The sequence below is a fragment of the Pseudomonas sp. Pdm06 genome, from assembly GCF_014851795.1.
Taxonomy (GTDB): domain Bacteria; phylum Pseudomonadota; class Gammaproteobacteria; order Pseudomonadales; family Pseudomonadaceae; genus Aquipseudomonas; species Aquipseudomonas fluorescens_AA.
In genome coordinates this window covers 1-12,324 of record NZ_JACVAH010000025.1, presented here as the reverse complement: position 1 = coordinate 12,324, position 12,324 = coordinate 1, and the positions used below count along the sequence as shown (strand labels likewise).

The window sequence follows — 12,324 nt, the reverse complement described above, 5'->3', positions numbered from 1 at the left end:
CCATGTCGCCTGTGATTTCCCTCAGCGTCGAAGCTGGCCTGCAAGCCGAACAGGACCTGTTGGCCAGCATCTGCGCGGGCGACGCCGAGTTCGGCCTGCTGTTCTGGCAGCCCAATGACCGCGCGCTGGTCATGCCGCGCCGCTTGAGTCGGTTGCCGGGGTTCGAACACGCCAGTGAAGTATCGGCCGGCCAAGGCTGGCCAGTCCTGCTGCGTGAAACCGGTGGTGAGCCGGTGCCGCAATCGTCTGCTACGGTCAATATCGCTTTGGTCTACGCGCCACCGCGCAGCGAAGGCGACCACGGCCGCATCGAAACCGGGTATCGCCGGTTGTGCGATCCCATCTGCCAGTTGTTGGATGAATTGGGCGGGGTGGCTTCGCTGGGAGAAGTGGAAGGGGCCTTTTGCGACGGGCGCTTCAACGTCAACCTCGACGGCCGGAAAATGGTCGGCACCGCTCAACGCTGGCGCCAGAGCAAGGGTGGCCAGCGTCCGGTGGGGCTGGTGCATGGCGCGCTTTTGCTGGAGAACGAGCGCGAGTCCATGGTCGCGGCGGTCAATCGCTTCAATGAGGCCTGTGGCCTGGAGCAGCGAGTGCGTGCCGAGAGTCACATTGCCTTGCATGAAAAATTCCCGGCGCCGCACGCACTGGAGCGACTCGAGGTGCTGTACCGGGAACTGCTGACCCAACTGCTGGGTGCTTAACGCGTTCCGAACACCACCATGGTCTTGCCTTTGACGTTGACCAGGTTGCGCTCTTCCAGGTCCTTGAGTACGCGACCGACCATTTCACGGGAGCAACCGACAATCCGGCCAATCTCCTGGCGAGTCACCTTGATCTGCATGCCGTCCGGGTGGGTCATGGCATCGGGCTGCTTGCACAGCTCCAACAGGCAACGTGCGACACGTCCAGTGACGTCGAAAAATGCGAGATCGCCGACCTTGCGGGTGGTATTGCGCAGGCGCTGTGCGATTTGTCCGCTGAGGACGTAAAGAATGTCCGGGTCTTGCAGGGACAGTTCTCGGAATTTGGCGTAGCTGATTTCCGCAACTTCACATTCAATCTTGGTCCGCACCCAGGCACTGCGTTCCTGTTCCTTGCCCGCCTGTTCGAACAACCCCAGCTCACCGAAAAAATCTCCGGAATTGAGGTAGGCGATGATCATTTCCCGACCGTCATCATCTTCTATCAGGATAGTGACCGAGCCCTTGATGATGAAAAACAGCGTTTCGGAACGATCTCCCGCACAAATGATGTTGTGTTTGGCTGGGTAGCGGCGGCGCTGGCAATGCATCAAGAGCTTGTCGAGGTTCTTGATCTTGAACGTGGGAGTAATGGCAACCATGGTTGTATCCCGAAAGACTGCGCGGTGTGGTGGTTTGTTTTTATGAAGGCGAATAGCTATCGCTAAAAGCTGGCCATACGCCAGCGAGTTGGCGCCAGCTTAACAGAGGCGTCCTTAATAGATTTGAGAATTTACCTACAGGCTGACAGGACGGTGCTCCTAAGACGAAGAGCGGTCATGGCGAAGCGCTGTGCTAAGCTGGCGACCCTTTTTTAACAGTGGAGTCTTGGCGATGAAGGCACGCATCCAATGGGCTGGCGAAGCCATGTTCCTCGGTGAGTCAGGCAGTGGTCATGTGGTCGTCATGGACGGCCCGCCAGAGGCCGGTGGTCGGAACCTGGGTGTTCGGCCGATGGAAATGCTCCTGTTGGGCGTAGGCGGTTGCAGCAATTTCGACGTGGTCAGCATTCTTAAAAAGTCCCGCCAGGCCGTCGAAAGCTGCGAAGCGTTCCTGGAAGCGGAGCGTGCCACCGAAGATCCAAAGGTATTTACCAAGATCCACATGCATTTCGTGGTGAAGGGGCGAGCCTTGAAGGAAGCCCAGGTCAAGCGGGCCATTGAGCTGTCCGCCGAGAAATACTGCTCGGCTTCGATCATGCTCGGCGCCGCCGGCGTCGAAATCACCCACGATTATGAAATCATCGAATTGGGTTGAGTCGATCTCGATGGCGAAGCCCGCAACTCGCCGCGTTGAAATCCTGAGCTAAAGAAAAAGGCGACTCCCGCTGGAAGTCGCCTTTTTCATTGGTGTTGCAATGGCGTCAAATCCGATAGGTGCTCTTGGTCATGACCTTGGCCAGCAGGCTCATGCCGAACTTCACCGGGCCCGGAAAACGGAAGCCACCGGCGTCAAGCGCACTTTCGGCATGGTGTTCTTCATCCACGCGCATCTGTTCGAGGATCGCCCGGGACTTTTCATCCTCGGCCGGCAGTTGCTCCAGGTGTTCGTTCAAGTGCTTGCACACCTGATGCTCGGTCGCGGCAACGAAGCCGAGGCTGACTTTATCGCTGATCAGGCCGGCGACGGCGCCGATCCCGAATGACATCCCATAGAACAGCGGGTTCAGGACGCTGGTGTGGCTGCCCAGTTGGCGAATGCGTTGTTCACACCAGACCAGATGGTCGATTTCTTCCTCGGCGGCGTGTTCCATTGCCTCACGCACCTGGGGCAGCTTCGCTGTCAGCGCCTGGCCCTGATACAACGCCTGGGCACAGACTTCGCCGGTGTGGTTGATACGCATCAGGCCGGCGACGTGGCGGGTTTGCTCGTCACTCAGTTGCGCGTCCGGCTGCACGATAGCCGGTGATGGGCGGTACGGCTGGCCACTGAAGGGCAGCAGGGTGCGCATCGCGGTATCGGCTTGCAGCAACAGACGGTCAATCGGCGAGTAGTGACGTTGGGTAGTCATGCTTACCTCCGGGAAAAATCACAGCGACCAGTTTAACCCAATCGGCCGCCGAAGATTTGCGTTGGATCAGGGGTATCAGCCCGGCGGCCAGTGCATCTGGCGCTGACCCAGCACATGCATATGAATGTGATAGACCGTCTGCCCACCCAGTTCATTGCAATTCATCACCACGCGAAAACCTTCTTCGCAGCCCAACTCCAGCGCCAGGCGCTGGGCAGTGAACAGAATGTGCCCGGCCAGGCCCTTGTCTTCTTCGGTGAGGTCATTGAGCGTACGGATCGGTTTTTTCGGAATGACCAAAAAATGCACGGGTGCTTGCGGGGCGATGTCGTGGAAGGCCAGTACCTGGTCATCCTCGTAGATGACCTTTGCCGGGATTTCCCGGTTGATGATCTTGGTAAACAGGGTATCCACAGCTGTTTTCTCCGTTGGGTTCGTCGAGGTCCGATGTCATGAAGGCTCTGGTTGAGGTGCCTGGTTGTTCAACGTGAAGGGATCAGCGCGGGCAACAAGCCTTGTTGATCATGCCGGCGATGTTCCGGACCAGCCATCGCGATCCCAGTCGCGGCAGTGCGGCCAGCCAGCGATTGCGGCGTCCAGGAATGATGATGGCGCGGTTCTTGTCCAGTGCGCGTACGGCGTACAGGGCAACTTCCTCCGGGCTCATCAGCAACTTGCTGTCGATGAGTTTCTGTTCGTCCATCTGCGCCCTGGCGAAAAAGCCGGTCCGGGTCGGCCCAGGGCAAAGCACCGAGACCTTGATCGCGCATTTCTTCAGTTCAACTCGCAGGGCTTCGGAAAAGTGCAGTACATAGGCCTTGCTGGCGTAGTAAGTACTCATCCAGGGGCCCGGTTGGAAGGCAGCGATCGAGGCAACGTTGAGGATCTGGCCGCCGCCGAGCAGCGCCATGCTATTACCGATGGCGTGACAAAGCCGTGTCAGGGCGAGGATGTTGATTTCGATCAGGTCCTGCTCGGTCATCCAGTCCTGGCCCAGGAACGGCCCGCTGGTGCCGATGCCAGCACAATTGACCAGCAGATCGATCTGCCGCTCGCCTTCCTCCAGTTCCAGCAGAAAGCCTGAAAGCCTCAGCGGTTCGCCCAGGTCACAAGCCCGGAACAATACCTCCACGCCAAACCGTTGAGTCAGTTCGATTGCAATACTTTCCAGCCGATCACGCTGTCGAGCCACCAGTATCAGGTTGCGGCCGCGCCGGGCCAGCGCTTCGGCCATGGCCAGGCCGATACCGCTGGAAGCGCCAGTGATCAGTGCGTAACGGGTCATGCAGTTCTCCATCGCAACAGCCCGCCGCCAGTTGACTGGGCTGTCACCGGCATGAAGCGCGCTTATTGTTCCTCTTCTTCTTCATAGTCTACAGAAGGCGGAGCGGGCTCGGCTGCCTCGACGGCAGGCTCTTCAGAGGTTTCGTTGCTGGATTCGCTGCTTTCATAGCTGCTCAGGCTGCTGCTGTCGTAGTCCTCCTGAAGGGCTCCGAAGATACCGGCGAAGGTGGCCATGAAAATCAGGACGATCATCACCAGCCAGAGCGAGGCCAGCAATTTAACCGCTGTGGTATTGCGCGGCGGCGGAGGGCCATACTGGTTTGCGCCGGTATTGCCCGGAGCGATGATGAGGATGAAGGGGAAGATGCTGCCCACGAATGGAACCAGGTTGATCAGCCACAACCACCCCGACCAGCCGAGATCATGCAGGCGCTGGACGTTGAACTGGATGCTCACGAAGGCAAAGGCTAGCACGACGACTGCGGCGAGCAGGCCGCCGACGATGAGTCCCGCGACCGAGTCGGAAGCCAGCAGCCAGGCCGTGGACAGCCAGAAGCCTATGCCGACCAGGGGCAGTAGGGCCAGGGTCAATACCATGGTCCAGGCCAGGTAGCGTAGACGGCCGATACGCCCTTCGAAGCTGAAGGGCTTGAGTGTGCCGTACTCGGCAAGCGCTTCACCGACTTCGGCGCGGGGAGGCGCGTATGGCGAGACGGGCTCGACGATCGAATCGGGATGGCGTCCACTCGGTTGCCGTGGTGCCTCCTGTACCTCGCCAAGGTTCAGTTGGACGACGGGTTCGGCTTCGATCCTGGCATCGATTCCGCTCTTGTTGAGCGCTTCCAGGTACTGCTGCGCCTCGCTCTGGGACAGGTTGCTCTTGAGGGCTACCTTGCGCCCGGTGAACAGCCGTTCAATGGCGCTGACATCGCTTTTGAACAGCTCGGCGAGGTTGAGTTTGGCGGTGGTGGTATCGACGCCCGGCATCAGGCCGCCGTCGAATACGATGTTGAAACGGGTTTCGCTCATGCCTGGCATCCTTGTCTCTAAAAGTTGATGAGTTGTTTTGTTCAGGCTGATTCAGCGGGGCCATTGCCCGCCAAGCTGTGCCGCCCGGGCTTGTGCCTGACGGTATTCTTCATCCAGGCGTGCCACCAACTGATCGACGCTGGGCAAATCATCGATTTCACCCACGCCCTGGCCAGCGGACCATACGGTTTTCCAGGCCTTGGCTTCATCGTTCAGCGGTTTGAGTTTCGAGCCAAAATCCACGGCGCCTTTGTTCTGCAGGGCGGCCAGATCGAAACCGGCGTTCTCCAGGCTCTGGCGCATGAAACTGGCCGGCACCCCGGATACAGCAGGAGTATGCACGATGTCTGCGGCTCTGGATGTGAGCAACATCTCTTTATAAGCGTCAGGTGCGTGGCTTTCGCTCGTACCGATAAAGCGTGTACCGAAGTAGGCCAGATCCGCGCCGAGCAATTGTGCGGCCAAGATCTGATGGCCGTGGTTCAGGCATCCTGCCAGCAGCAGGGTCTTATCGAAAAACTGCCGGATCTCGGCGATCAGTGAAAACGGGCTCCAGGTCCCGGCGTGCCCGCCTGCGCCAGCGGCAACGGCGATCAAGCCATCGACACCGGCTTCGGCGGCTTTCTCGGCATGCCGTCGGGTCGTCACGTCATGGAATACCAGGCCGCCGTACCCGTGAACCGCGTCCACCAGTTCTTTCACCGCACCCAGGCTGGTGATGACAATCGGCACCTTGTGTTCGATGCAGATGGCCAGGTCGGCCTGAAGTCGCGGATTGCTGTGATGGACAATTAGGTTTACCGCGTAGGGCGCCGGGTTTTCCAGGGTCGCCAAGCCTGCTTCGATTTCTTCCAGCCAGGCCTTGAAGCCGCTGCTTTCGCGCTGGTTCAACGCCGGAAAGCTGCCGACAATGCCATTGCGGCAGCAGGCCAGCACCAGTTGTGGATTGGAAATCAGGAACATTGGCGCCGCCACGACGGGCAGTCGCAAGCGTTGTTCAAGCAGAGCGGGCAACGACATGGGAAGTACCCCGGATAATGGATGCTGATTGGAGGTTAGAACGGTCGAACGACGACCAGAATTACGATAGCCAGCAATATCAGAACCGGCACTTCATTGAACCAGCGATAAAAGACATGGCTGCGGGTGTTTTCGCCACGGGCGAAGCGCTTTACCTGGGCGCCGCACATATGGTGGTAACCGATCAGCAGCACGACCAGGGTCAACTTGGCGTGCATCCAGCCTCCCTGGGTGAAGTAGGCGCCGGCATTGAGGCTGAGCAACCAGATGCCGAATACCAAAGTGGCAATCATCGCCGGGCCCATGATGCCGCGGTACAGCTTGCGCTCCATGACGCTGAAGCGCTCTTTGCTGACACTGTCTTCGCTTTGGGCGTGATAGACAAACAGGCGAGGCAGGTAGAACAGGCCGGCGAACCAGCAGACCATGCTGACAATGTGAAGTGCTTTGAGCCACAGATAGAGCATTTTTAGTTATTCCTCGATTCACGGTAGCCCGATAGTAGAGGTTAGAGCGGCCACACGTCACCTTGACGGTTGTCGCCACGCCCTGCGGCCCCTATCATCGACGGCTTTCCAGTGGGTTCGTTGAGGGCAGGTTTATGGTCAAGGTCGGTATCGTCGGCGGCACGGGTTACACCGGTGTCGAACTGCTGCGTCTTCTGGCACAGCATCCGCAGGCTGAGGTGGTGGTCATCACTTCCCGATCCGAGGCCGGCCTGGCCGTCGCCGACATGTATCCGAACCTGCGAGGCCATTACGACGGCCTGGCGTTCAGCGTTCCGGACGTCAAGACCCTTGGCGCCTGCGATGTGGTGTTCTTCGCCACGCCCCACGGTGTCGCCCACGCCCTGGCCGGTGAACTGCTGGCCGCCGGGACCAAGGTGATCGACCTGTCGGCGGACTTCCGTCTGCAGGACGCCGATGAGTGGGCCAAATGGTACGGCCAGCCCCACGGTGCGCCGGAGTTGCTCGAGGAGGCGGTCTACGGCTTGCCGGAGGTCAATCGCGAGAAAATCAAGCAGGCTCGACTGATCGCCGTACCGGGTTGCTATCCGACCGCGACCCAGTTGGGTTTCTTGCCGTTGCTTGAGGCCGATCTTGCCGATACTTCGCGTCTGATTGCCGACTGCAAATCCGGGGTCAGCGGCGCCGGGCGTGGCGCCAGTGTTGGCTCGCTGTACTCCGAGACGTCGGAAAGCATGAAGGCGTACGCGGTCAAGGGGCATCGCCACCTGCCGGAAATTCGCCAGGGGTTGCGCCGGGCAGCGGGCAAGGACGTCGGCCTGACCTTCGTGCCGCACCTGACGCCGATGATTCGTGGCATCCATTCCACCCTTTATGCGACCGTCGTCGATCGTTCGGTGGACCTGCAGGCATTGTTTGAAAAGCGTTATGCCAACGAACCGTTCGTCGACGTTATGCCAGCTGGCAGCCATCCGGAGACCCGTAGCGTGCGCGGTGCGAACGTTTGCCGGATCGCCGTGCATCGCCCGCAGGACGGTGACCTGGTGGTGGTATTGTCGGTCATCGATAACCTGGTCAAGGGCGCGTCCGGCCAAGCGGTGCAGAACCTGAACATCCTGTTCGGCCTGGATGAGCGCCTGGGGCTGTCCCATGCAGGGATGTTGCCTTAAAGCAGTTTGCCGCCGCTCCGCAAATAGTTGACCGATTTTCTAGGAGAAGCGGATAATGCCCGCCATCACGCATTATGGCGGCGTAAGCGCCGGGAGATATTCAGCATGAGCGTCGAAACCTTCACCCCCACGGCTTTGCAATTCACCCACGGTGCCGCGCACAAGGTGAAGAGCCTGGTCGATGAAGAGGGCAATGATCGTTTGAAGCTGCGCGTATTTGTTACGGGTGGCGGTTGTTCCGGTTTCCAGTACGGCTTCACTTTCGATGAGGAAGTGGCCGAAGACGACACCATCGTCGAGCGCGAAGGGGTCAGCCTGGTGGTCGATCCGATGAGCTTCCAGTACCTGGCAGGTGCCGAGGTGGATTATCAGGAAGGTCTGGAAGGGTCTCGTTTCGTGATCAAGAACCCTAACGCCACCACGACCTGTGGGTGCGGTTCTTCGTTCTCGATCTGAGACAGCTCCAATAAAAACGCCGCAGTGCCTTACGGCCCTGCGGCGTTTTTTTGTCCGTAATCTTGATCTCAGGCCGGGTAGATGGCGCCGAGTACGCGCAAGCCACGGGCGCCAGTGACGCTCGGACGATTGCCTGGAATGCCTTCAAGGCAACAATGGGCGAGCCAGGCGAAAGCCATGGCTTCGACCCAGTCCGGGTCCACGCCATACACCGCCGTACTGCTGACCTTGGTACCCGGCAGCAACTCAGCCAGGCGCTTCATGAGCGCCTGGTTGTGCGCGCCGCCACCACAAATCAGCAGCTCCTGGGTATTCGATTGGGCATGCTGCAGTGATTCGACGATGGTCAGGGCGGTCAGCTCGAGCAACGTCGCCTGTACGTCTTGCGGGGCGAAGGTTGGCAACTGCGACAAATGCTGGCTCAGCCAAGGCAGGTTGAATACCTCGCGGCCGGTACTTTTCGGCCCCTTGGTGACGAAGAAAGGATCGCTGAGCAGTGCCTTGAGCAGGGCTGGCTCGACTGTACCGCTGGCAGCCCATTGGCCGTCACGGTCGAAATGGTCGCCTCGTTGTTGATGTATCCAGGCATCGAGCAATACGTTGCCTGGACCACAGTCAAAACCGGCTACAGGTTTTGCGGGCTCTATCAGGCTGAGATTGCTGAAGCCGCCGATATTCAACACGGCACGATTACCAGCTCGCTCTTCGAACAGTGCTTCGTGAAACGCCGGTACCAGTGGGGCGCCTTGTCCGCCAGCGGCGACATCACGGCTGCGGAAATCGCTGACGACGGCGATGCCGGTCAATTCGCTCAACAGGGCGGGATTGCCGATTTGCACGGTAAACCCACGGGCTGGTTCATGGCGGATGGTCTGGCCGTGGCTGCCAATCGCCGTGATGTCTTCAGGCTTGAGTTTCTGTTCGTTGAGTAAGGTATGGATACCCTGTGCGGCCAGCTTTACCCAGCTTTGCTGGGCAATGGCGGAGCGGGCGATTTCATCGGGCCCGCTGCTGCACAGTTCGAGTAGTTCGGCGCGCAGGGCGGCGGGCATGGGGATGTAGTGCGTGGCAATCAATTTGATCGCCGGGGCCAGTTCGATCAGTGCGATATCCAAGCCATCCAGGCTGGTCCCGGACATCACACCGATATAGAGCGCCATGGCTTAGCGCTTGCTCGAGGCCAGCATGGTGGCTTTCTCTTGATCCATGCGAGCCATCAAGGGTTGGCTTTGCGCCAGGAAGCGCGCGCGCTCGCCCTTGGCGATCGGATCGGCCATCGGCAACTTCTGGCCAAGCGGATCGACATGGACGCCGTTGACCTGGAACTCATAGTGCAAGTGCGGGCCGGTGGACAGCCCGGTGGTACCGATGTATCCGATCACCTGGCCTTGCTTGACGCTGCCGCCAGTCTTCACGCCTTTGGCGAAACCCTGCATGTGGCCGTACAGCGTACGATAGGTATTGCCGTGCTGGATGATCACGGTATTGCCATAACCGCCGCGACGTCCGGCCAGCAATACCTTGCCGTCGCCGGCCGCCTTGATGGGCGTACCGCGTGGGGCAGCGTAGTCGACACCTTTATGGGCGCGGATCTTGTTCAGGATCGGATGCTTGCGGCCGGCGGAGAACTTCGAGCTAATGCGGGCGAAGTCAACCGGTGTACGGATGAATGCCTTGCGCATGCTGTTGCCGTCGGCGGTGTAGTAGCTGCTGTTGCCTTGTTTGTTGGTGTAGCGCACCGCGGTGTATGTCTTGCCGCGGTTGGTGAAGCGCGCGGAAAGGATCGGGCCGTTGCCAACGCTCTTGCCATTGACCACTTTCTGCTCATAGATGACGTCGAATTCGTCACCCTGGCGAATGTCCTGGGCGAAGTCGATGTCGTAGCCGAAGACGCTGGCCATGTCCATGGTCAAGCTATGGGAAAGGCCTGCGCGCGCAGCGGACTGGGACAATGAACTGTTGATGACGCCATGGACGTAGGCCGAGCGAACGGTAGGCTTGGCGGTGACGCGGTTGAATACGTAACCCTTGTCATTTTTGGTCAGGGTGATGCTTTCCAGGTCGCTCAGCTTGGTGTGCAGATTGTTCAGCTGCCCGTCTGGATTGAGTTCGAATTCGAGTTTCTGACCGCGTTGCAGTTGAGTGAATTGCTTGGCTTGCTTGTCGCTGGCCAGGATTTCGTGAACCGATGTGGAGGGCAGGCCAACCTTTTCGAAGAGGGTGGAAAGCGTGTCGCCCTTGGCAACAATCACTTCGCGATGTTCCGGTCCTTTCTTTTCCTCTGCAACAGGCGCTTCTACCGGAGCGGCGGCCTGGGCAGTGTCTTCCGGGCTGTTTTCAATCTGCGCAAAAGGAGAGGCGGCCGGTTCGTTTGTGGCTTGAACGGCTTCGGCGGCGTCTTGTTCTTGTGTCAGTTGTTCAGCAGGGCTTTCCAGTTCAAGACTCAGGGTCGTCTTTTTGGCTTCAACATCGCTGGAGGGAAACACCAGGAGCGCCAGGCTTAGGAGGGCTGCGATGCCGCTGGCGGCAAGCAGGTGGGTCTTTGGGTAAAGCGGCGGCGCTTTAGACGGTTCTGTGGTCATAAGTAATTTTGACTTTTGAAAAGATGAATTGGAAAAGATGAATGACATGATGAAGATGAAATAACTGTATAAAATATAACCAAAACCCCTGCGAAGCAAGCCCGCGAACGCTCTGTTCTGTGGATCGGCGTCCGTGCGCCGGGCAAACCTTGTATTTGGTGCGCGATCTTGTATGGTTGGGGCCCTTTGAATCTGAGCCTTACGGGTCTGTTATGAAGTCGGTTGAAGAGCAGCTAGCGCTGATCAAACGTGGTGCGGAAGAACTGTTGGTCGAGTCCGAGCTGATCGAAAAGCTCAAGCGCGGGCAGCCGCTGCGTATCAAGGCTGGCTTCGATCCGACGGCGCCCGATCTGCACCTGGGTCATACCGTGCTTATTAATAAGCTGCGCCAGTTCCAGGATCTGGGGCACCAGGTCATCTTCCTTATAGGGGACTTCACCGGAATGATCGGTGATCCGAGCGGGAAGAGTGCTACGCGCCCACCGCTGACCCGCGAGCAGGTTCTCGATAACGCCGAGACCTACAAGACTCAGGTTTTCAAGATTCTTGATCCGGCCAAGACCGAAGTGGCATTCAACTCCACTTGGATGGATCAGATGGGACCGGCGGATTTCATTCGCCTGACGTCCCAATACACCGTGGCTCGCATGCTCGAGCGCGATGATTTCGACAAGCGCTATACAACCAATCAGCCGATCGCCATCCATGAGTTCCTCTACCCGCTTGTTCAGGGTTATGACTCGGTCGCGTTGCGCGCGGACGTTGAGCTTGGCGGTACCGACCAGAAGTTCAACCTGTTGATGGGGCGCGAGTTGCAGCGTGGTTATGGTCAAGAGGCGCAGTGCATCCTGACCATGCCATTGCTGGAAGGCCTGGATGGCGTGAAGAAGATGTCCAAGTCGTTGGGCAACTATGTGGGCATCCAGGAAGCACCAGGCGTCATGTACAGCAAGCTGGTCTCCATTCCTGATGTGCTGATGTGGCGTTACTTCGAGCTGTTGAGCTTCCGGTCCATGGATGAGATCAATGCGTTCCGTGCTGATGTAGAGGCCGGGGCCAACCCGCGGGACATCAAAATCAAGCTGGCTGAAGAGATCGTTGCGCGTTTCCATGGTGAGGAGGCTGCGGCCAATGCTCATCGTGCGGCGGGTAATCGTATGAAAGATGGCGAGCTGCCGGATGATCTGCCGGAGATCGAGTTGACTGCGGCTGAGAATATGCCAATCGCGGCGGTTCTTAATAAGGCTGGCCTGGTCAAGAATGCGGCGGTGGCGCGAGATCTCCTGGGTTCGGGTGGCGTGCGTATAGATGGTGAGGTTGTGGATCGCACCTATATATATGAGCTGGGCTCTACTCATGTATGCCAGGCCGGCAAGAAGGCTTTCGCCCGTATTACGCTGAAATCTGAATAAAGCGAAATTAAGGGTTGACGGCAGATTCTGGACGTCTATAATTCGCCCCACTTCCGGTGCGGTCGAAACGGAAAACTCCTTGAGATTCAACGAGTTAAGTAGGTTTCGAAGGTGCAGGGCTTCAGTTCATCGAAGTCTGGAAGGAGCAGAT

14 protein-coding genes are annotated in these 12,324 nt (G+C 58.7%); 5 read left to right on the top strand and 9 right to left on the bottom strand.

What is annotated here, in order from left to right; translation table 11 throughout:
* Positions 1 to 2: 2 nt before the first annotated feature.
* Positions 3 to 704 (top strand): biotin/lipoate A/B protein ligase family protein, encoded by a 702-nt coding sequence (locus tag IB266_RS29195; RefSeq protein WP_192264088.1) that lies wholly within the window; start codon positions 3 to 5, stop codon positions 702 to 704.
* Here IB266_RS29195 and crp read toward each other — a convergent pair.
* On the bottom strand, positions 701 to 1,345 hold the full coding sequence (gene crp / locus IB266_RS29190; protein ID WP_003206128.1) for a cAMP-activated global transcriptional regulator CRP: 645 nt from the start codon (positions 1,343 to 1,345) through the stop codon (positions 701 to 703). The two genes, IB266_RS29195 and crp, sit on opposite strands and share 4 nt — an antisense overlap.
* Positions 1,346 to 1,577: 232 nt before the next feature.
* Between crp and IB266_RS29185 the strand changes: the two genes are divergently transcribed.
* A complete protein-coding gene (locus IB266_RS29185; RefSeq protein WP_003206127.1) occupies positions 1,578 to 2,000 on the top strand; it encodes an OsmC family protein in 423 nt (140 codons plus the stop codon).
* Between the two features lie 106 nt (positions 2,001 to 2,106).
* Here IB266_RS29185 and coq7 read toward each other — a convergent pair whose 3' ends face one another.
* From coq7 to hemJ, 6 genes are all read right to left on the bottom strand, one after another.
* Positions 2,107 to 2,754: a 2-polyprenyl-3-methyl-6-methoxy-1,4-benzoquinone monooxygenase gene (gene coq7 / locus IB266_RS29180; RefSeq protein WP_103308219.1), complete on the bottom strand. Its 648-nt coding sequence runs from the start codon at positions 2,752 to 2,754 to the stop codon at positions 2,107 to 2,109.
* A gap of 75 nt (positions 2,755 to 2,829) precedes the next feature.
* On the bottom strand, positions 2,830 to 3,168 hold the full coding sequence (locus IB266_RS29175; protein WP_192264085.1) for a histidine triad nucleotide-binding protein: 339 nt from the start codon (positions 3,166 to 3,168) through the stop codon (positions 2,830 to 2,832).
* A gap of 82 nt (positions 3,169 to 3,250) precedes the next feature.
* Entirely contained in the window at positions 3,251 to 4,039 is a 789-nt protein-coding gene (locus tag IB266_RS29170) for an SDR family NAD(P)-dependent oxidoreductase (protein WP_192264082.1), read from the bottom strand.
* A gap of 62 nt (positions 4,040 to 4,101) precedes the next feature.
* Positions 4,102 to 5,067, bottom strand: a complete 966-nt coding sequence (locus tag IB266_RS29165; protein ID WP_192264079.1) for a DUF805 domain-containing protein — start codon at positions 5,065 to 5,067, stop codon at positions 4,102 to 4,104.
* A 51-nt stretch (positions 5,068 to 5,118) separates the two neighbouring features.
* Positions 5,119 to 6,087, bottom strand: coding sequence for an NAD(P)H-dependent flavin oxidoreductase (locus IB266_RS29160; protein WP_092205519.1), 969 nt, complete (start codon positions 6,085 to 6,087; stop codon positions 5,119 to 5,121).
* A gap of 35 nt (positions 6,088 to 6,122) precedes the next feature.
* Complete coding sequence (hemJ, locus tag IB266_RS29155) at positions 6,123 to 6,554, bottom strand: protoporphyrinogen oxidase HemJ (RefSeq protein ID WP_003206117.1); 432 nt, start codon at positions 6,552 to 6,554, stop codon at positions 6,123 to 6,125.
* Between the two features lie 134 nt (positions 6,555 to 6,688).
* On the opposite strand from hemJ, the gene argC reads away from it, so the two are divergent.
* Together argC and erpA are read left to right on the top strand one after the other, a co-directional pair.
* Entirely contained in the window at positions 6,689 to 7,723 is a 1,035-nt protein-coding gene (gene argC / locus IB266_RS29150; protein WP_192264075.1) for an N-acetyl-gamma-glutamyl-phosphate reductase, read from the top strand.
* A 105-nt stretch (positions 7,724 to 7,828) separates the two neighbouring features.
* Entirely contained in the window at positions 7,829 to 8,179 is a 351-nt protein-coding gene (gene erpA / locus IB266_RS29145) for an iron-sulfur cluster insertion protein ErpA (protein ID WP_003177727.1), read from the top strand.
* A 68-nt stretch (positions 8,180 to 8,247) separates the two neighbouring features.
* On the opposite strand, the gene IB266_RS29140 is transcribed toward erpA, so the two are convergent.
* Both IB266_RS29140 and IB266_RS29135 read right to left on the bottom strand, forming a co-directional pair.
* Positions 8,248 to 9,339, bottom strand: a complete 1,092-nt coding sequence (locus IB266_RS29140) for an anhydro-N-acetylmuramic acid kinase (RefSeq protein WP_192264072.1) — start codon at positions 9,337 to 9,339, stop codon at positions 8,248 to 8,250.
* 3 nt (positions 9,340 to 9,342) lie between these two features.
* Positions 9,343 to 10,761 (bottom strand): peptidoglycan DD-metalloendopeptidase family protein, encoded by a 1,419-nt coding sequence (locus tag IB266_RS29135; protein WP_192264156.1) that lies wholly within the window; start codon positions 10,759 to 10,761, stop codon positions 9,343 to 9,345.
* 212 nt (positions 10,762 to 10,973) lie between these two features.
* Here IB266_RS29135 and tyrS point away from each other — a divergent pair, with 212 nt between their 5' ends.
* A complete protein-coding gene (tyrS, locus tag IB266_RS29130) occupies positions 10,974 to 12,173 on the top strand; it encodes a tyrosine--tRNA ligase (RefSeq protein WP_060740387.1) in 1,200 nt (399 codons plus the stop codon).
* Positions 12,174 to 12,324 lie beyond the last annotated feature (151 nt).